At 63.2% G+C, this 26,770-nt stretch carries 21 protein-coding genes; 4 read left to right on the forward strand and 17 right to left on the reverse strand.

All coding sequences use genetic code 11. From position 1 onward, the window contains the following. Positions 1 to 62: 62 nt before the first annotated feature. The 10 genes from M3M27_RS14230 to M3M27_RS14275 all read right to left on the reverse strand — a co-directional run bounded on the left by M3M27_RS14230 (position 63) and on the right by M3M27_RS14275 (position 12,515). Complete coding sequence (locus M3M27_RS14230; protein ID WP_434026040.1) at positions 63 to 1,415, reverse strand: polysaccharide biosynthesis C-terminal domain-containing protein; 1,353 nt, start codon at positions 1,413 to 1,415, stop codon at positions 63 to 65. Continuing rightward, positions 1,391 to 2,614 carry a polysaccharide pyruvyl transferase family protein gene (locus M3M27_RS14235; RefSeq protein ID WP_434026041.1) on the reverse strand — a complete coding sequence of 408 codons (1,224 nt, stop codon included), beginning with the start codon at positions 2,612 to 2,614 and terminating at the stop codon, positions 1,391 to 1,393. The genes M3M27_RS14230 and M3M27_RS14235 overlap by 25 nt, the downstream gene beginning before the upstream one ends. Positions 2,615 to 3,212: 598 nt before the next feature. Then, entirely contained in the window at positions 3,213 to 4,190 is a 978-nt protein-coding gene (locus M3M27_RS14240; RefSeq protein ID WP_434026042.1) for an NAD-dependent epimerase, read from the reverse strand. A gap of 20 nt (positions 4,191 to 4,210) precedes the next feature. Next, positions 4,211 to 5,377, reverse strand: a complete 1,167-nt coding sequence (locus M3M27_RS14245; RefSeq protein ID WP_434026044.1) for a nucleotide sugar dehydrogenase — start codon at positions 5,375 to 5,377, stop codon at positions 4,211 to 4,213. Between the two features lie 544 nt (positions 5,378 to 5,921). Beyond that, entirely contained in the window at positions 5,922 to 8,141 is a 2,220-nt protein-coding gene (locus tag M3M27_RS14250; RefSeq protein WP_434026045.1) for a polysaccharide biosynthesis tyrosine autokinase, read from the reverse strand. Between the two features lie 49 nt (positions 8,142 to 8,190). After that, positions 8,191 to 8,625 (reverse strand): low molecular weight protein-tyrosine-phosphatase, encoded by a 435-nt coding sequence (locus M3M27_RS14255; RefSeq protein ID WP_434026046.1) that lies wholly within the window; start codon positions 8,623 to 8,625, stop codon positions 8,191 to 8,193. Positions 8,626 to 8,831: 206 nt separating this feature from the next. Next, positions 8,832 to 9,998, reverse strand: coding sequence for a nucleotide sugar dehydrogenase (locus tag M3M27_RS14260; RefSeq protein WP_434026047.1), 1,167 nt, complete (start codon positions 9,996 to 9,998; stop codon positions 8,832 to 8,834). 119 nt (positions 9,999 to 10,117) lie between these two features. Next, positions 10,118 to 10,612, reverse strand: coding sequence for a transcription termination/antitermination NusG family protein (locus tag M3M27_RS14265; protein WP_140722699.1), 495 nt, complete (start codon positions 10,610 to 10,612; stop codon positions 10,118 to 10,120). Next, complete coding sequence (locus M3M27_RS14270; protein ID WP_140722702.1) at positions 10,612 to 10,968, reverse strand: MarR family EPS-associated transcriptional regulator; 357 nt, start codon at positions 10,966 to 10,968, stop codon at positions 10,612 to 10,614. The genes M3M27_RS14265 and M3M27_RS14270 overlap by 1 nt, the downstream gene beginning before the upstream one ends. Positions 10,969 to 11,054: 86 nt before the next feature. Further along, positions 11,055 to 12,515, reverse strand: a complete 1,461-nt coding sequence (locus tag M3M27_RS14275; RefSeq protein ID WP_434026048.1) for an undecaprenyl-phosphate glucose phosphotransferase — start codon at positions 12,513 to 12,515, stop codon at positions 11,055 to 11,057. Between the two features lie 224 nt (positions 12,516 to 12,739). On the opposite strand from M3M27_RS14275, the gene M3M27_RS14280 reads away from it, so the two are divergent. After that, the gene (locus tag M3M27_RS14280) at positions 12,740 to 14,194 is read left to right on the forward strand and encodes an MATE family efflux transporter (RefSeq protein WP_434026049.1); all 1,455 of its coding nucleotides are present in this window, start codon (positions 12,740 to 12,742) and stop codon (positions 14,192 to 14,194) included. 191 nt (positions 14,195 to 14,385) lie between these two features. Here the strand turns inward: M3M27_RS14280 and rplS are convergent, their stop codons facing one another. From rplS to ffh, 6 genes are all read right to left on the reverse strand, one after another. Continuing rightward, positions 14,386 to 14,790: a 50S ribosomal protein L19 gene (gene rplS / locus M3M27_RS14285; protein WP_140722712.1), complete on the reverse strand. Its 405-nt coding sequence runs from the start codon at positions 14,788 to 14,790 to the stop codon at positions 14,386 to 14,388. Between the two features lie 179 nt (positions 14,791 to 14,969). Then, entirely contained in the window at positions 14,970 to 15,722 is a 753-nt protein-coding gene (trmD, locus tag M3M27_RS14290) for a tRNA (guanosine(37)-N1)-methyltransferase TrmD (RefSeq protein WP_434026050.1), read from the reverse strand. A gap of 212 nt (positions 15,723 to 15,934) precedes the next feature. Beyond that, a complete protein-coding gene (gene rimM, locus M3M27_RS14295) occupies positions 15,935 to 16,447 on the reverse strand; it encodes a ribosome maturation factor RimM (RefSeq protein WP_434026051.1) in 513 nt (170 codons plus the stop codon). Positions 16,448 to 16,491: 44 nt separating this feature from the next. Further along, on the reverse strand, positions 16,492 to 16,749 hold the full coding sequence (gene rpsP, locus M3M27_RS14300; RefSeq protein WP_140722721.1) for a 30S ribosomal protein S16: 258 nt from the start codon (positions 16,747 to 16,749) through the stop codon (positions 16,492 to 16,494). Positions 16,750 to 16,829: 80 nt separating this feature from the next. Continuing rightward, positions 16,830 to 17,627, reverse strand: a complete 798-nt coding sequence (locus tag M3M27_RS14305; protein ID WP_434026053.1) for an aminotransferase class IV family protein — start codon at positions 17,625 to 17,627, stop codon at positions 16,830 to 16,832. Between the two features lie 301 nt (positions 17,628 to 17,928). Beyond that, positions 17,929 to 19,317 (reverse strand): signal recognition particle protein, encoded by a 1,389-nt coding sequence (ffh, locus tag M3M27_RS14310; protein ID WP_434026054.1) that lies wholly within the window; start codon positions 19,315 to 19,317, stop codon positions 17,929 to 17,931. 113 nt (positions 19,318 to 19,430) lie between these two features. On the opposite strand from ffh, the gene M3M27_RS14315 reads away from it, so the two are divergent. Continuing rightward, complete coding sequence (locus M3M27_RS14315; RefSeq protein ID WP_140722731.1) at positions 19,431 to 20,228, forward strand: cytochrome C assembly family protein; 798 nt, start codon at positions 19,431 to 19,433, stop codon at positions 20,226 to 20,228. Positions 20,229 to 20,241: 13 nt separating this feature from the next. Here M3M27_RS14315 and M3M27_RS14320 read toward each other — a convergent pair whose 3' ends face one another. Continuing rightward, the gene (locus M3M27_RS14320; protein WP_434026055.1) at positions 20,242 to 21,309 is read right to left on the reverse strand and encodes an aldose epimerase family protein; all 1,068 of its coding nucleotides are present in this window, start codon (positions 21,307 to 21,309) and stop codon (positions 20,242 to 20,244) included. Between the two features lie 438 nt (positions 21,310 to 21,747). On the opposite strand from M3M27_RS14320, the gene M3M27_RS14325 reads away from it, so the two are divergent. Continuing rightward, complete coding sequence (locus M3M27_RS14325) at positions 21,748 to 24,417, forward strand: TonB-dependent receptor (RefSeq protein ID WP_434026056.1); 2,670 nt, start codon at positions 21,748 to 21,750, stop codon at positions 24,415 to 24,417. Between the two features lie 471 nt (positions 24,418 to 24,888). Further along, positions 24,889 to 26,469 carry an alpha-N-arabinofuranosidase gene (locus tag M3M27_RS14330; RefSeq protein WP_434026057.1) on the forward strand — a complete coding sequence of 527 codons (1,581 nt, stop codon included), beginning with the start codon at positions 24,889 to 24,891 and terminating at the stop codon, positions 26,467 to 26,469. Positions 26,470 to 26,770 lie beyond the last annotated feature (301 nt).

Raw genomic sequence — 26,770 nt, forward strand, 5'->3', positions numbered from 1 at the left:
AGCACGATTAAGAAAAAAACCCCCTGAAAATATACAGATCGCGGTCTACGCATATAAATATCTCACTTCATGCGGCCAATTAATTTGCATGCACCTTCGTAATAAGCCTTAAAATCTTCTCCCCGAAGATGGATCGGCTCCCACAACCCGCTACCAGAGACTCGACGATAGACCTCAAGCTTGAGCAAACAATTGACAGCTGCCGTAATACTGGTAGCCAGAGAAGCCCCCAATAATCCATATGTAGGTATGATTGTCCAACACAAAAGCACATTGCCTAGCACCACAAACACGGATGTTGAAACATTCAAATAAGGCAACCCTCTAGCCGATAAATCATTCGCAATTATTCTTGAGACTGATGTAAATACGGTAGATGGCAAGAGCACCAATAAAGGCACCAGCGCGCCCATATAGTCCTCACCGAAAAGAACTCGAATGACAATAGGCGAAGATATCCCCACCAATATAGCCACACACATTGATGCAATAATAGTCATGCGCGTCATTAATGACGTTATTGCACTACCATCCCCTGCCCCGTAACTCGCAGATAGCTTAGGCAATGCCACCGTGGTAACAGATGTTACAAGCAGCAATAGCCTATCAGACATTTGACTTGCTATTGCAAAAACCCCTAATGCTGCTCCACCCAGAAAATGCCCCACGAAATAATAATTAACCCGCACTAAGGCGAATGCCATCAAATTGCCCAAGTACGAGAAAAAACCATATTTTGCATAAGCCCACATTGGCCTATCAATTTTTGCACCAAATCGCGGCGCAGATGATACCAAGCCCTTAACTACCCATAATGAATATCCTGCCGAAACAATTTGAGCAGCTGCATAAGCAATCACTGCATTAACTATGCTAACCCCAAACAAAAGAAACAAAACCGCCAGCAACACGAGAGTTACGGCGGAAGGGACAAGTGTTACACGGCTATAAATTCCAAACTCTTGCTTAGCCTGGATTAGGCTTGTCAAAAACGTCTGCAATAGTAGAAAAGGGAAAGATGAAATTGAAATCCACAGTGCAGTGTCGCTTATGTAACTATCAGAATGGTATTTGCTATATAAATATCCTATCACGCAACCTATAGGAGAAAGGAGAAGCCAATAGGCAACTGCCATATGATAGCCCGACCTTAGATCTATATCCCCCCTAGCCACATAGTAGACCCCAGAATATATGACGCCAAATCCTGCAAAGGCGACAAGTAGGGGAGGAACAAGTACAGTTAGAAAAACAAATACCCCATTGCCTTCCGGCCCTAAAGCCCGAGCAACCACTGCAGTTATCGCCACACCTAACACTATGTTTGAAATTTGCCGAAAGAATACTCTAAAAACACCACTTAAAATGGTATTTGATGATCTATCCCGATTCATCGATTCGGCGCCATAAGACATTTCAAAGCCGCATCAAGATCATTTATGGCCTTTTCCTTCAACGAATCCAACAGTTCGTCCGGAAATCTTTCCTTCATCGCGACATCTAGTTTCTCCAGAACATGGATTACGGATAGATCCTCAGGCTCAATATAATAACTAGATCGCCCAGATTCGACACCAAACGATTTAACCTTCTCATCCCACACTAGTCCTACTGACGGTATCCCCAATGAATATGCAACAATATTTGCATGCAGCCGATGTGCTATTATCGCAGAAAATTCCGAGATGCCAAAAACCAAATCTCTTGGACTTTCGTATGGCTTACACCTATCCAACTCAGCTCTAATATTACCTTTACACGCACTCAATACTTCATCAGCAAATTTTTCATCTTCTGGATCTCCATTCGTAAAAACGCTAACCAGCTTTCCGCTCCTAACCAATGCCCCTAGAAGCTCTGTATAGAAAGATACAAGCGAAGACTTATGGAAATATTCTGGTTTTTGTGCGTGTTTCAGAAGGGTCAATGGATTCGTTATGCATATCCCTATGCGACCCGGCTTAATTCGATGATCTTTGCACTTTATACCATAAGCTTCTGCGGCCCATACAGCAGGATCAGCAGAAATACAGATGTTCTGCCTAGAGTACCAAAATGCATTGCGAGAAAAATTCGCGACAGATGCTGAATCTCTCAAGGACACCCGACGAACATCACACTTATAGAATGCTTTCCTCATTAGAATATTAGCGGCCGCACTCCATTTACTCGAAGCGCCGCAACTATTAAATGCTACAGGAACTCCAGCTCGCCCGAGCAGACCGAGAAATTTATATAGCTTTATCGGAAAATTAAGATCATTATCGATAAGTAAGTGCCCGCCCGTGAAAATGGTGAGTGTGGGCTTCCGCCTTAGCGAAGCCTCATACTGCTCCATTACTTCCCGCTTACTACCAAATACCCATGAAGATACAACTCGAAACCTCCTAAATAAACTAAATTTATTTAACGCAAACACCTTCGATTCTTTCGCTGTAGCGCGTTGCGCCACTTGTTTGCCTGGCTTACGACCAGACAAATCGACATGATAAACTTCACACCCAGGAACTATTTTCTTAACAAGAAATTCAACGCTGTTAAATATAACCCCATCACCAAGATTGGGGCTATACAACTCTCCACACAGCAGTATTTTCACAGGCATGTCACCCATATTACCCCTCGTTTACAACCCATTTTCAGCGAAAAGAAGCCCCGTAAAAAAATCAATGGCATCTAACTCAAAAGTCCAGACGCCCCCCTGCTCACACCCAAAAAACTTTAGACAAGCAACCCGAAATTATTCCTACTGCCATTAATATCAGCACATGCGACTTATATGTTCCGGCCGCATTGACAAAATATCGTCTTTGACACCCCCCTCCCTCAATTGCCTTTAATTGCACTCAAAGCCCCCTAGTCTTATTATCTCCAACATTATAGATACGGCCGGATATTTCACCCTCACTGAATTCCCCTCTCTTTAAAGCAATCAGCTCAACCCCGTCACTAATATCGCCCCCCCCCCCCGAATAAGCCCCCCCCTAAGGGGCCATAAACTTTAGAAGTTTTATTCAGTTATTTCATTCGATCAAGCGCGTAGCGCCGGCCTCAATCAATAGAATCGCCGTGCCGCAGAAAAACTTTCGCGCTTCCGCCGCGAACGAGCGCCATCTCGGATATGCGAGAAATTCATGGGTGTGACATGCCAATCTCTAGCCAATATAGATGAAAGATTAAACTACCCCCCCTCAAGAAATAAAGTGCAAGCATCAGCGATTCAGATAAAACGATTTATACCACATGGAAAACCGTCTCAACCCATCGGCCAACGAAACTTTTGGAACAAATCCATAGTCGCGATGTATGGCCTCGATGTCCGCATAGGTGGCATACACATCGCCCGGCTGCATCGGCAAGAAGTTCTTTTGCGCTTCCTTACCAAGTTCTTTTTCCAGAAGCTCGATCATGTCCAGCAATTGCTCCGGATGGTTGTGGCCGAGGTTGTATACCCTGTGAGGTACTTCACTACCATTCTCGACCGGCCCCTTGGTTACGATCGCTTCAATGCCATCGACGATATCGTCGATGTAGGTGAAGTCGCGCTTCATGTCTCCGTTGTTGTACACGTCAATTGGCTTGCCGGCGGTAATGGCATTGGCGAACTTGAAATAAGCCATATCTGGCCGGCCCAGCGGGCCATAGACCGTGAAGAAGCGCAGGCCAGTGATCGGGAATCGATACAGATGCGCGTAGGTGTGGCACATCAGCTCGTCTGCCTTCTTGGTAGCGGCATAGAGCGAGATCGGCGTATCCACGCGATCTTCCAGCGCGAATGGCAGCTTGGTGTTGCTGCCGTACACCGAGGATGATGACGCATAAATCAGATGCTTGACGCCGTTGTGGCGGCAACCTTCCAGTACCGTGAGGGTACCGGCAAGATTGCTATCCAAGTAAGCGAATGGGTTTTCCAACGAATAGCGCACACCAGCCTGCGCCCCCAGGTGCAGCACGAGGTCGAAGGCATGTTCGCCGAACAGGTTGGCGATGCCTTCGCGGTCGGCCAGGTCCAGCTTGATGAAGGAAAAGCCGGGCTTGCCTTCCAGTTGCGCCAGCCGCGCGTGCTTCAGGCCTACGTCGTAGTAGTCGTTGAGGTTGTCGATTCCGATGATTTCGTGCCCCAGGCCTAGCAGGCGCAGGGCGCTGTGGAAACCGACGAAACCAGCAGATCCGGTAATGAGTATCTTCATGTTTGACCTAGGAAAATGGATTAGTCGGCACCGAACAAATCACGGCTATACACCTTCTCAGCCACGTCACCTAGATCGGAGGTGGCGCGATTGGCCACAATCACGTCGCTGATTTTCTTGAATTCAGCCAGATCGTTGACCGTGCGCGAGTTGAAGAACTCGACATCCTTCAACACCGGCTCGTACACAATTACTTCAACGCCCTTGGCCTTGATGCGTTTCATAATGCCTTGGATGCTGGATGCGCGGAAATTGTCGCTACCAACCTTCATGATCAGGCGATAAATACCCACCACCTTAGGTTTGCGCCTGAGGATTTCGTCGGCAATGAAATCCTTGCGAGTGGAATTCGACTCCACGATGGCCTTGATGAGGGTCTGCGGCACATCATTGTAGTTGGCCAGCAGTTGCTTCGTGTCCTTGGGCAGGCAATAGCCGCCATAGCCGAAGCTCGGATTGTTGTAGTGATTACCAATCCGTGGGTCGAGACTGACGCCCTCGATGATCTGGCGGGTATCCAGGCCACGACTGGCGGCATAGGTATCCAGCTCGTTGAAGAATGCCACGCGCATGGCGAGGTAGGTGTTGGCGAACAACTTGATCGCCTCCGCCTCGGTGGAGTCGGTGAACAGCACCGGCACGTCTTTCTTGATCGCGCCTTCCTTGAGCAGGTTGGCAAAGGTTTCCGCACGCTGCGAGCGCTCGCCGACGATGATGCGGCTGGGGTAGAGGTTGTCGTACAGCGCACGCCCCTCGCGCAGGAACTCCGGCGAGAAGACCACGTTCTCGGTGCCGTACTGCTCGCGCGCCTTGGCGGTGAAGCCCACCGGGATGGTGGACTTGATCACCATCGTGGCCTTCGGGTTGATGGCCACCACGTCGGCGATCACCGATTCCACCGAACGGGTATTGAAGTAGTTGGTCTGGACGTCGTAGTCGGTCGGGGTGGCGATGATGACGAACTCGGCCCCCTCGTAGGCTTCGCGCTTGTCCAGCGTGGCGCGGAAATCCAGGTCGTGGTGGTCCAGATAGTCCTGGATCTCCTTGTCCTCGATCGGCGATTGCCTGTCGTTGAGCTTGGCGACCTTGTCCGGGTCGATGTCCAGCGCAACCACGGTGTGATGCTGCGCGAGCAGGACTGCATTGGACAGGCCTACGTAACCGGTACCGGCAATGGCTATCTTCATGGAGTCTTCGGTAGGGAGGTTGGGGGAAGATGGAATCGGGAGGACGCGGTCGCTCCCTGGCTGGAAATCGGCGATGCCGCCGCTGGCGTCGGAGCTTGTGCTCTACGCTCGCCGGGAATACAGGTCTGGAGGAGGGCCGGATGGCGTGCTGGTGACGCGGGCTTTCCGGAAGCGATGCCATGGGCTGGCCGGTCGTCGGGACTGGAGCCCTTGACCAGGACGCAGGCATCGCGAGGACGGATCGGGTCTCCATGGCCGGGCCATCTTCTGGCCCGCCTGGATGGGTTTGCCCTGTGGCCGGGCCAGGCCGCTGCGCGGGAGTGCCCGGGATCGTCATGTCCCGGCCTGATGGGCGCCGTCCTTCGGCGAGGGACCAAGAACCGCTCCGGAAAGCCCGCGGTTGGTTGTGGGAGGGGCTTCAGCCCCGACGGGCCTTGCCGGCCGGCTGTCGGGGCTGAGGCCCCTCCCACACGGGCATGGCGGGGAGTTCGTGGTTGTCGGGCGTTCCGATCTCCCGGACGGTGCGTGCTCAGACGGCGCGTGCTCAGGTGTTGCTGGACTTGTATTCGTAGTAGCCGTAGCTGTAGTACCCTGCCGCGCGACGCTCGACAGCATTGAAGATCGCGCCCTTGAGCTTGACGTTGTTCTGTTCGAATCGTTTCTTCGCCAACGCCAGTTCCTTGGGCTGGTTCAACCCGAATCTCGCTACCAGCAGGCTCGTGCCTGCGTGATGGGCGATGATCGCAGCGTCCGTCACCGCCAAAATGGGTGGGGTATCGATAATAACCAGGTCGTAGTCCTTGGCCACCCGCTGCAACAAACGAGTGAAGTTCTCGTGCATCAGCAGTTCGGACGGATTCGGCGGCACATCACCACGCGCGATGAACTGCAGGTTTTCAAGCCCCGGCAATGCACGGGTGGCTTGTTCAACGGTGACGTCACCGACCAGCACCTCTGACAAGCCCGGCGACTGTGGAGCTCCCAGTGCCTTGTGCAATGTGCCATTGCGCATGTCGGCATCGATGATCAGCACACGTTGTCCTGCTTGCGCGATCACGGTCGCCAGATTCGAGGACACGAATGTCTTGCCCGCATTTGGACTTGAACCGGAGATCAGTACGACATTGTTCTTGGCTTCCAGACGGGCGAAATGCAGACTGGTCCGTAGACTACGAATCGCCTCCACGGCAAGGTCGGCTGGCTCGTTGACCGCCAACAAATGAAGCTTGCCGTCGGCACGGAAGCGACCGCGCACCGAGTCGTTCACTTGGGTAGGGCTTACCGGAATCGATGCATATACCGGCAATCCCAGCTCCTCGATGTACGCAGGGTCTTCGATTCCCCTATTGAGCATCTGCTTCAGCAGCACGATGCCGACGGAGAGAAAGACTCCAAGCAGTGCCCCTACAAGCACGACCAGCCCCTTGCGAGGCTTCACCGGGTCGGTCTCGTCCACTGCCGCCGGATCGACGATGCGCACGTTGCCCACCGTGCCGGCGCGTGCAACGTCCAGTTGTTGGGCTTGACCCAACAATGCGGTGTACATCTCGTTGCTGACTTGCATGTCGCGGGTCAGCTTTAGCAGCTCTTGCTGTGCTTCGGGCAACTGCTTGACCTGCCCCTGGAAGCCGGCCTTGCGTCCTTCCAGCTCGCCGATCTGGCGCAGCAAGGCCTGATAGGCCGGGTGATCGCGGGTGAACTTGCGGTCCATCTCCGCTTGCTGCAAGCGCAGCTGCTGGATGCTGGTCTCCACGGCCACGGCCTGGTCCAGCAAGCCCTTGGTCTGCAGGTTCAGGTCGACCGAGTTGGCCTTGGTCTGGTAGGCGCTCAAGGCTTCCTGGGCAGCATCCACCTGCCTGCGGATGTTGGGCAGCTGTTCCTTGACGAAAGCAAGCTGCGCGGAGGCTTCGGCAGAATTGCGCTCCACGTTCTGGCGGACGTAGGCTTGGGCCACGTGCTGCAGGAATTCCTGTGCCAGGCCCGGATCGGCATTCTCGTAGCTCAGCGCGAGGATTCCCGAGTCCTTCCCGGATTCGGAGACCACGACATCGGCTTGCAGATCAGAAATGACGTTCAGTCGGCGCAGCTTGCGCACATGAAAGCGGGTGCCCGGGTTGGCCTTCAACTGGGCCACCTGGATCTTGATGCCATGACCCTCTGCGGTTCCCCCCACTTTCCCTCGCAGCGCGGGTAAATCCACGTCGTCGGCGGTAAGAACGAAGCTTCCTGGTGTATCGACTGCCGTCAGCGTGAAATCCGTTTCCAGCAGGCGGGCCGGCACCTCGAACTGGAAGATATCCAGCTTCTCGCCCCCCCAGCCGAAGCTGTTGAATCCGAGCCAAGGCTTGGCCACCGAGTCAGGATCCGCCTTCTCCGCCTTGCGCGCGAGGTAGCCCCCCAGCAACGGGAAGCGATAGGGTTCGATCTTCACGTCCAGCTTGAGTTCGTCCATGGCAGTACCGACGACGGCGCGCGAGGTGATCAGCGCGATCTCGGTCGTGGCCTCGGAACTGCCTCCCACGCCCAGGGTCTGGGTCAGGTCCGTCAACCCCGGCAGCGAGGGTATCTTGGATTCCACCTGCACCATGGCATTGGCCTGGTAAATGGGGGTCGCCAGCAAGGCATACGCCACTGCCACAACGAAGAAGAGCCCGGTAATACCGGCGATCCACCATTTGTGATCGATCAGGGTTCCCAGCAATTGCCGCAGATCGATCTCATCCGCATCGACAGCAGGGGTGGCTCGTGGATCTTGGCTCGTCATGGCAGGCGGATGGCTCGGTAGGTAAAGAGAAGGGAGGTTAAGGAAGGAGTCAAAGGTAGCGTCGCCAGCTCTCGACGCCTTCCGCCATGAGGTGGTAGACGTGCTCGAAAGCGGGGCGCTGCTGGCGATAAGGGTCGGGGATTTCCCGGTCGGATTGCCATTTGCCGAGCAGGAAGCTCTTTCCGGAAGCTTCGGGGGCCTGGTCGGCGATGGCCTTCAGGTGTTTGCGCTCCATCACCAACACGAGGTCGGCGGCCGCAAGGATGCTTGGGTCGATCTGGCGGGCGCGGTGTCCACTCGCATCGAATCCATGCTCTACCAGCAGTTCCTGCGCGGTGGGATCGATGGAACGGCCCACCAATGCTCCGAGGCCCGCCGAGGAGACCTGGATATCCCGCCCTTGCAAGGCATGCCGCATCATCGCTTCGGCCGAAGGACTGCGGCAGATGTTGCCGACGCAGACAAACAAAATGTTCTTGAACACCTATCTAAGAATCCCAGTAAGTCTGTCGCCCGTACGCCAAGGGCGGGCCCCTCTCGTGCCCCTTGGCCGGGACACGGCGCGCAAGGATACCCCAACTGGGCAGGCCGGGCCCTCGACGGGAAAGCCCGGCCTTCTGCAAGACCAAAAGATGGAACAATATCCGGGGGAAAGTGCGCGGCGTTGCAAATTCCGCGCACTTGGCAGGCTCAATCCGCGCCGAACAGATCGCGGCTGTAAACCTTTTCCTGAACGTCATGGAGGTCCGGCGTAAGCCGATTGGCCAGGATCACGTCGGCTTCGCGCTTGAACTGCTCCAGGTCGTTCACGACCCGCGAACGGAAGAATTCCGCCTGCTTGAGCACGGGCTCGTAGACGATCACTTCCACGCCCTTGGCTTTGATGCGCTTCATGATGCCCTGGATGCTGGAGGCGCGGAAATTGTCGGAGCCCGCCTTCATGATCAGGCGATGCACCCCCACCACGCGCGGGTTGCGCTTGAGCACTTCCGCGGCGATGAAGTTCTTGCGTGTCGAGTTCGAAGAAACGATCGCCTGGATCAGGTTCTGCGGGACGTCGCTGTAGTTCGCCAACAGCTGCTTGGTGTCCTTAGGCAAGCAGTAGCCGCCGTAGCCGAAGGAAGGATTGTTGTAGTGCCCGCCGATGCGCGGATCGAGGCTGACGCCTTCGATGATCTGCCGCGTATCCAGATCGCGGCAGACCGCGTAGGTGTCCAGCTCGTTGAAGAACGAGACGCGCATGGCGAGGTAGGTGTTGGCGAACAGCTTGATGGCCTCGGCCTCGGTCGACTCGGTGAACAGCACCGGCACGTCCTTGCGCAGCGCGCCTTCCTGCAACAGGCCTGCGAAGGCGTGGGCGCGCTCCGAGCGCTCGCCCACGATGATGCGGCTGGGATGCAGGTTGTCGTACAGCGCCCTGCCCTCGCGCAGGAACTCGGGCGAGAAGAGGATGTTGTCCACGCCGAACTGCTCGCGCATCTTGGCCGTGAATCCCACCGGCACGGTGGACTTGATCACCATCACGGCCGCCGGGTTGATCGCCAGCACGTCGGCGATCACCGCCTCGACCGAACGCGTATTGAAATAGTTCGTCTGTTCGTCGTAGTCGGTCGGCGTGGCGATGACGACGAAATCGGCTCCTTCATAGGCTTCGCGCTTGTCCAGCGTGGCCTTGAGATCCAGGGAGCGGTTGCCCAGGTATTCCTGGATGTCGACGTCTTCGATGGGCGACTGCTTGCGATTGAGCAGTTCGACCTTGCCTGCGTCGATGTCCAGGGCAACGACCTTGTGTCGCTGCGCCAGCAATACGGCATTGGAAAGCCCTACATATCCCGTTCCGGCAATCGCGATCTTCATTCGTGGGGGTTCCTCGTTGAGAAATCGATCGGTGGCTTCAGGCACGCTACCGCCCTACGTTCGCCCGAAGGGTCACGCATGAATGCATGCCGCAACGCGCCTTGCGGCGCCCCGCGGGTTCAGCTGGCCAGGAGCTTCAGGCTTCCGGCCGACATTTGTACCGGCCGGGTCACGCCCAGCCAATGCAACAGCACCGAGACGCGCTCGCTGGCCGAACGCGCCTGGAACACCGCCTCGAACCCGGCAAAGGGCCCATCGAGCACTTTCAGGCGGGAGCCGGGCGCCCAGTCGTCCCCGGTGCGGACACAGCCTTGGTCATCGCAGCGCTGGCGGATCGCTTCGGCCGCCTGCGCCGGCAGCATGGCCAACGTCATTCCGAACCGCACCAACCCGCAACACCCGATCGTGCTGCGGATGGGAGCGGTGTTGTCAGTTTCGCTATCCACGTTGACAAACAGGTAACGTGGAAAAAGGGGCACGACGCGCGTGGAATCGAGGTTGCCCGCACGATCGCGCGCCATCGGCAACCACACTTCGTAGCCCTGGCGTTCGAGCTGCGCCATGGCCACCCGCTCCTGCCTGGGCCGGGTGAGCACGAGATGCCAGCCGCGCATCAGCGGCTCTCCCTCGGCCGTTCGGGCAACGCCCCGGTGCCGCCCACTTCGGCCATCAACATGTCGATTTCACGTTTCAGGCGCTCGTATTCATCCAGCTTGCGCCGCAGGAAATGAACGGTGATGCGGGTCTTTTCCTCGATGCCCGACGGCGTGAGCCAGTAGCGGTACTTGCGCTTGTCGGGGCTGCGCCGGAAGTTGCCGAGCTTGACGTAGCCACGATCCACCAGCGCACGCAGGCAGTAATTCACCTTGCCCACGCTGATGCCAAGCTCGACGGCAGCCTCGCGTTGGGTCAATCCGGGCCGCTCCTCGATCATCCTCAACAGTCGGTGCCGCACTTCTTCGGACTGCACCTGCCGCACCTTTGTTCATCCGTTGAACAGACCTTAGCCGCTCGCGGGACGGCATTCAATCGCAGAACCCGGCCACCGACTGAACGTCAGTACGCGGTCTTCTGCCCCAGTACCCGGAGCGCCGTCAGCACGACGATCTTGAGGTCCAGCCACAGGCTCCAGCGCCGAATGTAGTCGATGTCGTACTGCACGCGCTTGCGCATTGAACGCAATTCGTGAATTTCGCCGCGCAACCCATGCACCTGCGCCCATCCGGTGATGCCGGGCTTCACGTAGTGGCGGTGCATGTAGCGATCGATGAGATGCTCGTAATGGTTGTTGTGTTGCACCGCATGCGGCCGCGGCCCGACCACCGACATGCTGCCGCCCAGTACGTTGAAGAACTGGGGAAGCTCGTCGAGGCTGGTCCGGCGCAGGAACGCGCCGAAGCGCGTGACCCGGGGATCGTTGCGCGTGGCCTGGGTCACCTTGCCGGCCGCTTCCTTGTGCACGTGCATCGAGCGGAACTTGAGCATGTGGAATTCCTTCCCGCCCAGGCCATGGCGACGCTGCCGGAACAGCACCGGCCCCGGCGAACTCAGTTTCACGCCGATGGCCAGCGCCACCAGCAACGGGGACAGTACGATCACCGCGAACGAGGCCACGATCACGTCCTCGATGCGCTTGAGGACCTGGTAATTGCTCTTCGACAGCCCTTGGCGCAGGTTGATCATCGGCACGCGACCGATCTGCTCGACGCTCGGGTTGAGCATGCCGAAGGTGCGAATGTCGGGGAGCAGCTTGACCGGGACGGGGAAGCGTTCCAGCGTCTTGAGCACGGCCTTGAGGCCACCCTCCCCCTCGGACAAGGGCATCGAGATCCAGACCTGGTCGACCTCGTGCCGGGACGCATGCAGGTAGGCTTCCAGCGTATCGAGGGTGCCCAGGCAGCGCGGCAGGTCGTCGCGCACGCCGAAGCGCGTGTCGTTCGGGGAAGCGAAGTAGCCGCTGATGCCCACCCCCAACCCGGGGCACGCCTGCAGGTAGCGATGCAGCTTCAGCACCGGCGGTCGCAGCCCCAGCACCACGACCCGCTGCTGCCCCCGACCCTGGCGGCGCAGCATGTGCAGGCGGGTTCTCACGGCGAATCGCACGGCGACCATGCCGGCGTAGCCGATCACGAAGCTGTAGGCGAGCCAGGCCCGGGAAAGGACGTTCCCCATCTGCACCAGGATCGCGTGCAGCGAGAAGGCGGCGAAGATCGCCAGCCAGCACACCGTGAGCATGGCCAGCTCGTGGGTGAAACTGCGGCTGCGCCACTGCCGGTAAAGCGGAGTGACGGCGAAACCCAGGAGTGCGTAGAGCAACAACGTCCCGATGGCCATCCGTTGCGCGGGGGACGGGACGCCCCAACCGAAGCGCAGCCACTGCGCGCAAGCCACCGCCGCGAGCACCGCCGCGACGTCGGCGATGCGAAGCCATGCACCGAAAGCCACCAGCGATCCTGGCGGACGCAGGCGAATATCACTCGTGGCAAGCTCGCGAACCGATCCTTGTAACAAAGCCATGTCCTCCAGAACGTCGTCCCCCCATCCTCGAGGGGTAGGCACAACACTCGTGGGGGTAAGTGACCAACCTACACGAAAATGTGTGTTTCAGGTCCAACTTTAACAAATTTGGGCACCCGGGCGCCTTGCCCTATTCAGGGTCACCCGGGCAAGTACGCCATCGAGCGGCAGCGACCGGCATGCGGCCGCAGTAAGATTCATCCTCCTTAACAGGCCCATTCGTGATGCAACGTCCAACCTCGCTCACCGAGGGCCCGATCGGCAGAAGCCTGCTCTCGTTCGCGCTGCCTATTCTCGCCGGCAACGTCGCCCAATCGCTGAACGGTTCAATCAATGCGGTCTGGGTAGGCCGCTATCTGGGCGAGGCCGCGCTGACCGCCACGGCCAATGCCAACAACATCCTGTTCTTCCTGATCGGCTCGGTGTTCGGCATCGGCATGGCCGCCACCATCCTGATCGGCCAGGCGATGGGCGCCAAGGACCTGGTCCAGGCGCGCCGGGTGATGGGCACCAGCGCCACGTTCTTCGTCGGGGTCTCGGTCCTGATCGCCGCATCCGGCGTCTGGCTCGCGCGCCACCTGCTGGCGGCGATGGGCACGCCGCACGAATCGCTGCCGCTCGCCGAGGCCTATCTGCGGGTGATCTTCCTGGCGGTGCCGATGCTGTACATGTTCGCGTTCCTGTCCGCCGCGCTGCGCGGCGCGGGCGACTCGCGCACGCCGTTCCGGTTCCTGCTGCTCTCGGTGGTGCTGGACATCGCATTGAACCCGCTGCTGATCTTCGGGCTGGGCCCGTTCCCGAGACTGGGCATCGCGGGTGCGGCCTGGGCCACGCTGGCGGCGCAGGCGATCGCGCTCGCGGGGCTGCTGGCCTACATGCGCCATCGCGGGCATGTGTTGTGGCTGGGCCGGCGCGACGCGGCCATGTTCGCGATCGACCTGCGGATCCTGCGCGCCCTGGTCGGCAAGGGCGTCCCGATGGGGCTGCAGATGGTGCTGATCTCGCTGGCGATGATCGCGATGATGCGCATGGTCAACGGCTACGGCACCGATACCGCGGCCGCCTATGGCGCGGCCCTGCAGCTGTGGACCTACGTGCAGATGCCGGCGATGGCGATCGGAGCGGCATGCTCCTCGATGGCCGCGCAGAACGTCGGCGCGCGCCGCTGGGACCGGGTCGATGCGGCGGCGCGCAGCGGCGTGCTGTTCAACTTCCTGCTCACCGGCTCGCTGATCGTGCCGTTGATCCTGCTCGACCGCTGGACGCTGTCGCTGTTCCTGCCGGCCGGCAGCCCGGCGCTCGAGATCGCCCGGCACCTCAATCACATCGCGATCTGGTCTTTCCTGTTGTTCGGCGTGACGTTCGTGGTGTCCGGCGTGGTGCGTGCGACCGGCGCGGTGATACCGCCGCTGGTGATCCTGGCGCTGGCGCTATGGGGCATCCGGGTACCGTTGGCCGAGTTGCTGATGCCCCGGTTCGGCGCCGACGCGATCTGGTGGAGCTTCCCGGTCAGTTCGCTCTGCGCGATGCTGATGTCGCTGGCGTACTACCGCTGGGGCAGGTGGCGCAGCGCCCATATGCTGGCGCCCGCCCCGCATGCGCAGGAGGTGGCGGTACCGGCCGAGGTGCCGGCACCACCGCCGTCGCCGGTGGCCGATGCGGCCGAAGAGAGCCGCTGATCCGCGGGGGCTCGCCGCGAGGGGAATTAACGCGACCGGGACCGCCTGCCCCGCCTGGTGGGTGGCATGGAGACTCTTCGCGGCGCACAGAAGATCGCCCTCGCCACCTGCGCAGCGCCTCCCCGAAAACGCAGAAGGCCGCCCAAGGGCGGCCTTCCGTGCGATACGCGGGCCAAGCGCCCGGTCGCGGATTACTCGGCCTTGGCGGCCTGGCGGGCGGCCTTGGCCTGTGCAGCGGCGGCCAGGTCTTCCTTGATGCGGGCAGCCTTGCCTTCCAGGCCACGCAGGTAGTACAGCTTGCCGGCGCGCACCTTGCCGCGGCGCTTGACCTCGACCGACTCGATGGTCGGGCTGTAGGTCTGGAACACGCGCTCCACGCCGTAGCCGTGCGAGATCTTGCGCACGGTGAACGAGGAGTTCAGGCCGGCGTTCTTGGTGCCGATCACCACGCCCTCGTAGGCCTGCACGCGCTCGCGATTGCCTTCCTTGACCTTGACGTTGACCACGACGGTGTCGCCCTGGCTGAACTGCGGCAGTTCGCGGGCGATCTGGGCGGACTCGAATTCCGCGATGATGGACTTGTTCAGCTTGCTCATGGGTTACACCGATTTCGTTCGGGGTGGGTGTGTCGTTTCGACAGCGTGGACTGATGCAGTCGCCGGATTGCGCCGCACGTTTATCGTTGTGGGATCCGCTGGGCCCGGCGCGGGCCACATGGAGCCGCGCATTGTAGCCGATTCCCGCAGGCCGGCGCTAGAGGCCGCGAAACCGGGCCTCAGGCCTTGCCTCCCCCGCCCTGGCGGGCCTCCTCGAGCAGCTTGCGGTCGGCCTTGGACAGCGCCTCTTCGTCCAGCAGGTCCGGGCGTCGCTGCCAGGTCCTCAGCAACGACTGCTGCCGGCGCCAGCGCGCGATCGCGGCGTGGTTACCCGAGCGCAGGACGTCCGGGACGTCGCCCAGCACGTGGCTGGCCGGCTGGCTGTAATGGGGACAATCCAGCAGCCCCCCGGGGCCCTCGAAGCTGTCCTGAGCGGCGGATTCGGCATCGTTCAATGCCCCTTCCTGGAGCCGGGTCACCGCATCGACGACGACGGCCGCTCCGAGCTCGCCGCCGGACAGCACGTAGTCGCCGATCGAGATTTCCTCGTCCACCTCGGCCGCGAGCAAGCGCTCGTCCACGCCCTCGTAGCGCCCGCACAGCAGGACCAGGCGCGGCAGCGCCGCCAGCTCACGGACCCTGGCCTGGGTCAGCGGCCGGCCCTGCGGGCTGAGGTAGATCACCGGCGCCGGCTGCGGGTCGGCCGCCCGTACCGCGCCCAGGCAGGCGCGCAGCGGCTCGATCAACATCACCATGCCGGGGCCGCCCCCGAAGGGGCGGTCGTCCACGCGACGGTAATTGCCCTCGGCATAGTCGCGAGGATTCCAGCCGTGCAGTTCCAGCAATCCCCGCTCCTGCGCTCGCCCGACCACGCCGAACGCGGCGGACTGGGCGATGAATTCGGGGAACAGGCTGATGACGTCGATGCGCATTGGGTCGGGGGAACTCGGGGCTTGGGAAGCATCCTTGCCTGGGCCAGGCTGTCAAGCGACCCGATGCTCCTGCAATCTGCTTTCCGTGGAAGGGCCGTAGCCCCGGCAGCGGGCCGGCAAAGCCCGTCGGGACCGAAGCCCCTCCCACAACAGCATTCGGCGCGAAGCAGGCCTACCGTTCTTCCGGGGCCGGATCCCGGGGCTTGGCTTCTTCAGAACTCCGGATCCCAATCCACGACGATCCGATTGGCCTCGAAATCCACGGACTTGACGAAATCCGGCTGCACGAACGGGATCAGTCGCTCGCGCTCGCCGCGCACCACCAGCACGTCGTTCGCGCCGGTGGAGAACAGGTGCGACACCTGGCCGAGCGCGACGCCCTCGACCGTCTGCACGTCCAGGCCTTCCAGGTCGACCCAGTAATACTCGTCGGGCTTGGGCGGCGGCAGCGCGCTGCGCGGCACGTGGATCTCGGTACCGCGCATCGCCTCGACCACGTTGCGATCGTCGATGCCTGGAAAGGTCGCCACCAGGTGCTTGCCGGTGTCGCGCCCGCGCGCGCCGGCCAGCATGGACTCCCGGCCGTCGGGTGCCCGCAGGATCCAGGGCTGGTACTTGAAGATGGCCAGCCGCGGCTCGGTCCAGGACTCGAGCTTCAGCTCGCCACGAACGCCAAAAGCGCCGACGATCCTGCCCAACAGGATGCGGCGCTCGGTATCTTTCATCGCTTCCGGCCCATGGGCCGCGCCGGCGGCGCGGCCCTCCAGGATCAGGCCGCGGCCTGGGTCTTGGTCGCTTCCTTCAGCAGGTTGCGGACCTTGTCGGTCAGCTGGGCGCCGTTGTTGACCCAGTGCTCGACGCGGGCCAGATCCAGCACGACGCGCTGCTCGGCACCCTGGGCGACCGGGTTGTAGTAACCGACGCGCTCGATGTTGCGGCCGTCGCGGGCGCTGCGCGAGTCGGTGACGATGATGTGGTAGAACGGACGCTTCTTCGCGCCGCCGCGGGTAAGACGGATCTTGACCATGGTGGTTTCTCGATGTTGCCCAGTCGCCAGGATGGCGAGGTAAGCCGGCGATTATAGCGGCCCGGCTGGGCGATTCCAAGCTACCGGAGCGGCTGCCAGGGCTGGGTGGACAGGGCCCGTTCCAGGACCGGCGGCAGGCCAAGCTCCGGGAAGGCCGACTCGCCGATCGCCCGGATCGGCTGCAACCCGCGGGAATTGCAGGCGAACGCGGCGCGGAACGCCCCGGTTTCGTCCAGGCGGACCGGTCGGACCCGCTGCGGCACGCCGAGCAGCGCCAGCCCCGCCCGGAGCAGCCGTTCCTGGGTCCCGCGCAGCGCCGGCCCCTCCGGCCAGGTGACGCCCTGCCCGTCCCACAGGCCGAGGTTCCAGACCGATCCTTCGACCAGGCAGCCCCGGGCATCGACGAACAGGGCATCGTCGAAGCCGGCCTCCATGGCGTCGCGCCGCAACTGGAACAGCGGGAACGTGCCGACGTGCTTGACCTGCGGCAGCTCGCGCACGAACGCGACCGGGCGCACGCGCAGGGGCGCCGCCGGCAGCCGCGAGGCCGGCGAGAGCGAGACGAGCACCTCCGGCGCCGCCTCGCGCAACGGTTCGCGGAAATCGAAGCCGGGCGAGAACACCGTGACGCGCAGCGACGCGTCCGCCCGGCCGAAGGCATCGAGCGCGGCCGCCAGTTCGACGCGCAGGCGCTCTTCGTCCAATCGGCTCCGGAACAACGTGGACGTGCCCTGTTGCAACCGCTGCAGGTGCAGGTCCAGGCCCCGCACCGCGCCGCCGCGCACCTGCAGCGAGGTGAAGTGCCCGTAATTGACCAGGGCCAGGGCCGCCAGCACGTCCGCGCCGGCGGGGGCGCCTCGATGGAGAACCAGATTCACAGCGGCGTCTCGGGCTGCGGCCACATGGACGGATCCATCATGCTGTCGCTTGCTCGTGGTTTGTTCTTACTGCGGGAAGCATCCCTCATCCGCCCCTTCGGGGCACCTTCTCCCGCGGGCGGGAGAAGGGAGGTGCGAGTTCTGGTGGCACTGGAGCCGCCATGGCCGCGTGCGCTGCCTCTGGCGCGGCTCGTGCATCTGGAAAGCCATAACGGATGCATGCGGAACCGCTGCGACGGACGGCCTGGCACGGCGGGAACGGCTTGCCGGGCAGCGATCGCCAGGTCGCCGTCCCTCGGGATCAGCGGAACGGCGGCAGGCCGCCGCGCCCCCCCATTCCGCCCATGGCGCCCATCATGCCCTTCATGCCGCGCATCAGGCCCTTCATACCGCCGCCAGAGAGCTTGGACATCATCTTCTCCATCTGCTGGTACTGCTTCATCAGCTTGTTGACGTCGGAAGGCTGCAGGCCGGCGCCCTTGGCGATGCGGGCGCGGCGCGAGCCGTTGAGCACGGCCGGATTGCGGCGCTCCTTCTTGGTCATCGAGTTGATGATCGCGATCATCCGCGGCACTTCCTTGCCGGTGACCTGGTCCTTGAGGTGGTCCGGGATCTTGCCGATGCCGGGCAGCTTGTCCATCAGCCCGCCGATGCCACCCATGTTCTGCATCTGCTCCAGCTGTTCCTTCATGTCGTTGAGGTCGAACTTCTTGCCCTTGGCGACCTTGGCGGCGAGCTTGGCGGCCTTTTCCTGGTCCACGCTCTGCTGGACCTGCTCGACCAGCGACAGCACGTCGCCCATGTCGAGGATGCGGCTGGCGACGCGGTCGGGATGGAACACGTCCAGCCCGTCCACCTTCTCGCCGGTACCGACGAACTTGATCGGCCGGCCGGTGATGTAGCGCACCGAGAGCGCGGCGCCGCCGCGGGCGTCGCCGTCGGTCTTGGTCAGCACCACGCCGGTCAGCGGCAGCGCCTCGCCGAACGCCTTGGCGGTGTTGGCCGCGTCCTGGCCGGTCATCGAGTCGACCACGAACAGGGTCTCTGCCGGGTTGATCGCGGCGTGCAGGGCCTTGATCTCGTCCATCATCGCCTGGTCGATGGCCAGGCGGCCGGCGGTATCGACCAGCAGCACGTCGACGAACGACTTGCGCGCGTCGGCGATCGCGGCGCGCACGATGTCGACCGGCTTCTGGTCGGCGCTGGACGGGAAGAACAGCACCCCGACCTGCTCGGCCAGGGTCTTGAGCTGCTCGATCGCGGCCGGGCGGTAGACGTCGGCCGACACCACCATGACCTTCTTCTTGCGCTTTTCCTTCAGGTGCTTGGCGAGCTTGCCGACCGTGGTGGTCTTGCCGGCGCCCTGCAGGCCGGCCATCAGGATGATGGCCGGGGCAGGCACGTTCAGGTTCAGGTCGCTGGCGGCGGCGCCCATCACCGCGGTCAGCTCGTCGCGCACGACCTTGATCAGGGCCTGGCCCGGGGTCAGCGACTTGAGCACTTCCTGGCCGACCGCGCGGACCTTGATCCGCTCGACCAGGGCCTGCACCACCGGCAGGGCCACGTCGGCCTCGAGCAGGGCGATGCGGACCTCGCGGGTGGCCTCGCGGATGTTCTCCTCGGTCAGGCGGCCACGGCCGCGCAGGCGCTCGATGGTGCCGGAGAGACGCTGGGTGAGGGATTCGAACATGCGAAGGCGACCGCGAAGGGGAAACGGACCGCGATTATAGCGGCAGGGCGTGCCCCGCCCCTGCACCGGCGAGCCGCCTGCCGGCCCGCCCCGTGGTATGCGAAACTTCCACGATGACAATCGTTCTCATCTCCCTCGCGCTGTACCTGGTCGCCACGGCCCTGCTGGTGCGCGGCGTGGCGCGGGAAGGAGCGGCGCCCGGCAACGGCTGGCTGTTCGCCGCGCTGCCGGCGCTGGCGCTGCATGCCGGCTACCACGTGCAGGTCGCCATGCGCACCGCGGGCGGGCCGGACATGCACTTCTTCGCGGCACTGTCACTGGTCGGGCTGGGCATGGCGGCGCTGACCACGCTGGTGGGCGCACGTGGGCGGATGGCGGCGCTGGGCGTGGTGGTGTTCCCGCTGGCGGCGCTGTTGCTGGCCTGCTACCACGGCTACGGCCACGAGCCGAGCCCGGCGCTGGGCTGGCGCCTGGAAGTGCATGCCTGGCTGGCGCTGCTGGCCTACGCCACGCTCGGCATCTCGGCGCTGCTGGCGATCATGCTGTGGCTGCAGGAGCGGGCGCTGCGCCGGCGCGATTTCCACGCCTGGCTGCGGGCGCTGCCGCCGCTGACCGAGCTGGAGACGCTGCTGTTCCGCACCATCAGCGTCGGCTTCGCGTTGCTGACGCTGACCTTGGTGACGGGACTGCTGTTCGTCGAGGATTTCCTGGCCCAGCGCCTGCTCCACAAGACCGTGCTGAGCATCCTGTCGTGGCTGGTGTTCGGCGCGCTGCTGGTCGGCCGCTGGCGCAACGGCTGGCGCGGCGCCAAGGCGGTGCACTGGACGCTGACCGCAATGGCGCTGCTGGTGCTGGCGTTCTTCGGCAGCAAGTTCGTGATCGAACTGGTGCTGGGCGCTCCGGCGGGCTGAGGCCCGCCCCGGCTCATCCGCCGGCGCGCGCGCGGTCGAGCGCGGCCACCACCTCGTCCCAGCCCGCGTCGCGCCCGGGCACGCCGAACCGGTACTCGATGCGGTGCAGGTAGTCCTGGCCGGGGCGCAGGATGGTGTCGGGGAAACCGGCGTGGTTGGGCGCGTCCGGGAACTGCTGCGGCTCCAGGCACAACCCACGGCCGAGTTCGGGATGGCTGTGGTCGAGCATCTGCCCTTCGTACAGCTGTACCGCCGGCATCGGGCTGGTGAGCCGCATCGCGACGCCGCTGTGCGGCGAATACAGCTCGGCGGTACAGGTGGCGTGCGCGGGGTCGAGCACGAGGCAATGGTCGTAGCCCTTGCCCCGCGCGAGTTGCGGGTCGCCCGCGATCCGCTTCGCGTCGAGCGTGCCCGGGACGCGGAAATCGAACGGCGTGCCGTGCACGTCGGCGATCTGGCCGGTCGGGATCAGCGCGGCATCCACCGGCAGGTAATGGCCGGCCGGTATGCGCAGCACCTGCGCGGCCACCGGCACGAGCCTGTCCCCGGCCAGGTTGAAATAAGGATGGTGGGTCAGGTTGACCGGCGTGGGGGCATCGGTACGGGCGCGATAGCACAGCTCCAGGCAGTGGCCGCGCAACCGGAACTCGGCGCTGACCTCGAGCGTGCCCGGGTAGCCCTCCTCGCCCGCCGGCGACACCCGCGCCAGGAGCACGCGCTCGCGCGACCGTTCGCGCACCTCCCACAACCGGTGGCCGAAACCGCGGACGCCGCCATGCAGGTGGTTGGGGCCTTCGTTGCGGCTCAGCTGGTGCTCGACGCCATCCAGCACGAAGCGGCCGTTGGCGATGCGGTTGCCGAAGCGGCCGACCAGGATGCCGAGGCTGTCATGGTCGGCCAGGTAGGCAGGCAGGTCCGCCAGCCCGAGCACCACGTCCACGTGGCCATCGCCCGCGGGCACTTCCAGCCGGCGCAGGATGCCGCCGTAGGTCAGCACTTCGGCGCGCAGGCCGTGGTCGTTCTCCAGCGCGATCGCGTGGACGTCGGTGCCGTCCGGCATGGTTCCGAATGGGCGTTGCATGGTGTCCGGCGGATTCCTGTTGGCAGCCGCGCAGCATAGCCAGCACGTCGCCCGCCGAACCATGCCAATGCGCATATCCCGCAACGGCGAAAGCGCATCGCGAGGCGGCCCGCCGGGCGGCCGCTTCCCGGCGAAACCATTGCGCATTGCATCATTGCAATACGCATATGCGTATTCCGATTTAAATCATTAGTCGGTTATCTGGCGCTCCACTATTCTCCGTCCGCCGTCGAAGGGCGGCCATGGCAACGGCAATGCAAACCGGCAGTCCAGATGCGCGGAAGACACCATGGACACAAGACCGGCCCTCCGGATGCCGTGCGACCGGCGCTCCGCGCCACTCCAAGCAGCACAGCGGCGCAAGCAGGCGCGCCCCTGGCATCAATGTGACTCTGGGAGGGGTTTTACGCGATGAACTTCGTGAACACCAAGCGGCGCATGCCGCGTTTGATCGTGGCCGCCCTGCCGGCGGCCCTCGCCCTGGCGCTTTCGCCGGCCGCATTCGCCCAGCAGGCCGGCACGCCCGCCGGCGGCGAGCGATGCGCCGACGCCAGTGCCGGCGATCCGTCCTGCAAGGCGGGCGATGCGCAACAACTGGATACGGTGGAGGTGCGCGGCGTGCGCGGCAGCATCGCCAGCGCGATCACGCTCAAGCAGAACAGCCTGCAGATCACCGACTCGATCGTCGCCGAGGACATCGGCAAGCTGCCCGACAACAGCGTCGCGGCGGCATTGCAGCGCGTGACCGGCGTCCAGGTGGCGCGCGGCGCCGGCGAGGTCGGCACGGTGCTGGTACGCGGCCTGCCCGACGTGGTGACCACGATCAACGGCCGCAACGTGTTCACCACCACCGGCCGCAGCATGGCGCTGGCGGACATCCCGGCCGACCTGCTGCAGCGCGTGGACGTGTACAAGACCAGCGGCGCGGACAATATCGAGGGCGGCATCGGCGGCTTGATCGACGTGCGCCTGCGCCGGCCGTTCGATTTCGACGACGACTGGACCCTGGCCGGCAGCGCGCGCGCGATCTACAGCCGCAACTCCGGCGAGGCCGACCCCAACGGCAGCCTGACCGCGAACAGGATCTGGAACACCGACGCCGGCAAGTTCGGCGTGATGGCGAGCGTGTCCTACCAGTCGCAGCGCTACCAGGAGAGCAATACGTTCGACGGCATCTACACGCTGAAGGACAATCCGCTCGGCACCGGCGACCAGATCTACATCCCCGACACGATCGGCTCGATCTACACGCTCGGCGACCGCGACCGCCGCTCGGCCAACCTGACCTTCCAGTGGGCGCCTAACGAGAACACCGAGCTGTACTTCGAGAACTTCTACGTCGGCTACCGCAACGACAACCAGGTCAACTTCTGGATCCCGCTGCCGACCCTGGTCAACTCCGGCAACGTGGTCAGCCTGACCACCAAGCCGGGCACCAACGTCGCGCAGAGCATCACCGCGCGCGACCTGTTCACGCTGACCAGCAACCAAGCCTACGCCAACAGCTCGGACACCTACCAGAGCGCGATCGGCGGCAGCTGGCAGGGCGAGCGGATCAAGCTCTCCACCGACCTGGCCTATACGTACAGCAAGGCCGACAACCGCAACTTCATCCTCGACACCGCGTTCATCGCGCCGCTGATGACGATGTCGTTCGACAACGGCGGCGCCTCCAACGCCGTGGTGACGAACTACGACGGCAGCGCCTTCGACGTCAACGACTCGTCCAAGTACTGGCTGCACCAGTACTACGACGGCTGGAGCCGCCAGGTCGGCAAGGACTGGTCGTGGAAGGGCGATGCCAACATCCGGGTGGATGCCGGCCCGCTCACCTTCATCGACGTGGGCTTCCGCGCCAGCCGCCGCGAGGCGGAGAACGTCGCCGCCGACACCGGCGGGCGCACCAACATCAGCGGCACCACCGTGTTCGTCGACGATTTCGACGGGCTGGCCTCGCTGACGCCCAGCAACTTCCTCAACGGCAACCGCAACACCTCGACCAACCAGTGGATGGTGGCCGACCGCGGCTACCTGCTGGCCAACGCCGCGGCGATCCGCGCGGCGATGGGCTACGACCCGGCCGACCCCGCGGCCAACCCCACGCTGTACTTCAACGACAAGGAAGACACCTACGCCGCCTACCTGCAGGGCCGCTACTCGCTGCACATCGGCGACATGCCGCTGGACGGCGCGATCGGCCTGCGCGCGGTCAAGCTGGATTCCAAGCTGGCCGGCACCCAGGTGGTCGACGGCGTGCAGTCGCCGGTCAACATCGACAAGAGCAACGACCAGTTCCTGCCGAGCTTCAGCGCCAACCTGGGCATCCGCGACGACCTGCTGCTGCGCCTGTCGTACGGCAAGTCGATCACGCGCCCGTCCTTCGCCAACCTCAATCCGCAGCTGACGCTGTTCCAGCCGACCGCCACGGTGGCGGCCAACGGCAGCGGCGGCAACCCGGACCTGGACCCGGTCAAGTCGGAGAACATCGACCTGTCGCTGGAGTGGTACTTCCAGCCGAGCTCGCTGCTGTCGCTGGCCGCGTTCCATCGCAGCATCGACGGCTACATCCAGACCTACGCCAGCGACGAGACCATCGACGGGGTGACCTACTCGGTCAGCCGTCCGCGCAACACCGGCCACGGCACGCTCAAGGGCGTGGAAGTCGCCTATACCCAGTTCTACGACTTCCTGCCCGGCTGGCTGTCCGGGTTCGGCACGCAGCTCAACGCGACCTTCATCGATGCGGCTACGCAATCGCCGACCGGCGAGATGCAGGACCTGGTCAACGTCTCCAAACGCGCCTACAACGCGGTGCTGATCTACCAGAAGGGCGCGTTCTCCAGCCGCCTGGCCTACAACTGGCGCAGCAAGTACGCGCTCAGCTACACCGCCAGCGGCGACCAGCCGCAGTCGATCTACGTCGCGCCGATCGATTCGCTCGACTTCGCGATGAGCTACGACCTCGACAGCAGCATGACGATCTCGGTCGAGGCGACCAACCTGCTCGACACGGTCACCCGCAACTACTTCGGCAACCAGTCCCTGTTCCCGCGCGATGTCGGCGTGATGGAACGCACGTTCTCGGTCGGCCTGCGTTTCCGCTTCTGAAGCCGCTGCAACCGCCGCCGGCGCGATGCCGGCGGCGGACACCCCATTCCCCGCACCATGCTTGCCGTTCATCGCCCAGGAGAGAGGGTCCGACGCAATGAAGAGTGCATCACCGGCGCACCCGCGCCTGTCGTACGCGGAGCGCGACGAGTTCCTGACCGGGTATAACTACCGCTGCTCGATGCCGGCCCAGGCCTGGCCGCACCGAAGGGCCCCGATGGGCACGAGCTCGGCCACCAGGTGGCGCCGCGGTTGATGCCGATCTTCGACGCCACCCACGTTACCGGGGAGGAGTACTTGGGACTACCACGGCAATCCGACGCTGTTCGACCTGGTTACCCATCTCCCCAGCCGCATCTATGCGGTGGATTACCCGCCCTGGCCGGGCGCGGCGCCTCCCGTGGCCGCGCCCCGGCCGTTTTCATCCACGGCGGGCCGGAACCCGCCCACGCATCCACAGGAGACTTGCCCATGCGCCTTCCTGGCCTGAAACCTCTTCGCACACCACGCCGGCTGTCGCTGCTGCTGGGCGCCCTGGCGCTGGCCAGCGGCCTGGCCTCGGCCGCGGACGTCGGCGTACAGGGCACCTTGCGTGCCGACCAACCGGGACCGCAGGTCTCGCGCAACCTGTTCGGCCAGTTCGCCGAGCACCTGGGCACCGGCATCTACGGCGGCGTGTGGGTCGGGCCGGACTCGAAGATCCCGAACACGCGCGGCTACCGCAACGACGTGGTGGCCGCGCTGAAGGCGATCGCCGTGCCCAACGTGCGCTGGCCCGGCGGCTGCTTCGCCGACGAGTACCACTGGCGCGACGGCATCGGCGCGCGCGACAAGCGCCCGGTCAGCGTCAACACGCACTGGGGCGGCGTGGAGGAACCCAACAGCTTCGGCACGCACGAGTTCATGGACTTCACGGAGCTTCTAGGCACCCAGGCCTACGTGGCCGGCAACGTCGGCAACGCCTCGCCGGACGAGATGGCGCAGTGGGTCGAGTACATGACCGCGCCGACCCGTTCGACCCTGGCCAACGAGCGCCGCGCGAACGGGCGCGACCAGCCGTGGAAGGTGCCGTACTTCGGCGTCGGCAACGAGCTGTGGGGCTGCGGCGGCAACATGCGCGCCGAGTACGCCGCCGACGTCTACCGCCGCTACCAGACCTTCATCAAGGCTCCCGCCGACCAGAAGATCCTCAAGATCGCGCCCGGTGCCAACAACGACGACTATCACTGGACCGAAGTGATGATGCGCGAGGCCGGCAAGATGATGGACGGCCTCAGCCTGCACTACTACACCGTGCCCGGCGGCTGGCCGCCGAGGGCGTCCTCGACCGAGTTCGACGAGACGGCCTGGATCCAGACGCTGCAGCAGGCGCTGCGCATGGAGGAGCTGGTCAGCAAGCACGGCGCGATCATGGACAAGTACGACCCCGACAAGAAGGTCGCGATGGTGGTCGACGAGTGGGGCACCTGGTACGCGCCGCTGCCTGGCAGCAATCCCGGCTTCCTGCAGCAGCAGAACACGCTGCGCGACGCGCTGGTGGCCTCGCTGACGCTGGACGTGTTCGTGAAGCATGCCGACCGCGTGCGCATGGCCAACATCGCGCAGATGGTCAACGTGCTGCAGGCGATGATCCTGACCGACGGCTCGAAGATGGTGCTGACCCCGACCTACCACGTGTTCGCGATGTACAAGCCCTACCAGGACGCGACCGCGCTGCCGCTGCAGATCCAGTCGCCCGAGTACCGCCATGCCGATTTCACCGTGCCGGCCGTGCACGGCTCGGCGGTCAAGGCCAAGGACGGGCACGTCTACGTCGCGTTGACCAACCTCGACCCGAACCGCGCCGCACAGGTGGAGGTCAAGGTGGAAGGCGATGCGCAGGCGCGCGGCGTGAGCGGGCAGATCCTGACCGCCCCGGCGATCACCTCGCTCAACACCTACGACAAGCCCGATGCGGTGAAGCCGCAGGCGTTCAACGGCGCCAAGCTGGGCGGCGGCACGCTGCAAGTGGACCTGCCGGCCAAGTCGATCGTGATGTTGAAGTTGCAGTGACCTCTTCGCCCGGGCATCGCCGCACGCGATGCCCGGGCGTTCGCCTCTTCCGCATGCGTGCGGGAGAGGCGGCCGCGCGCCATGCCATGGGCCCCTTCTTCGAGCCGGCGCGCTTCATGGGAGCGGCACAAGCGCGGGACCTTTCCGCGAGGCGCGATCTGCCCCGCGCCTGCCGTTCCGCAATCCTGCCGCCGTCTCCGCCGAAGACGGGAAACCGGCGACTCGGAACGGGAATGGATCTGCACGCTTCATTGCGGGAGCGGCTTCGGCCGCGACGCGTTTTACCGGCAAGGCCCGATCG

The sequence above is a fragment of the Xanthomonas boreopolis genome, from assembly GCF_046529185.1.
Lineage (GTDB): Bacteria > Pseudomonadota > Gammaproteobacteria > Xanthomonadales > Xanthomonadaceae > Pseudomonas_S > Pseudomonas_S boreopolis.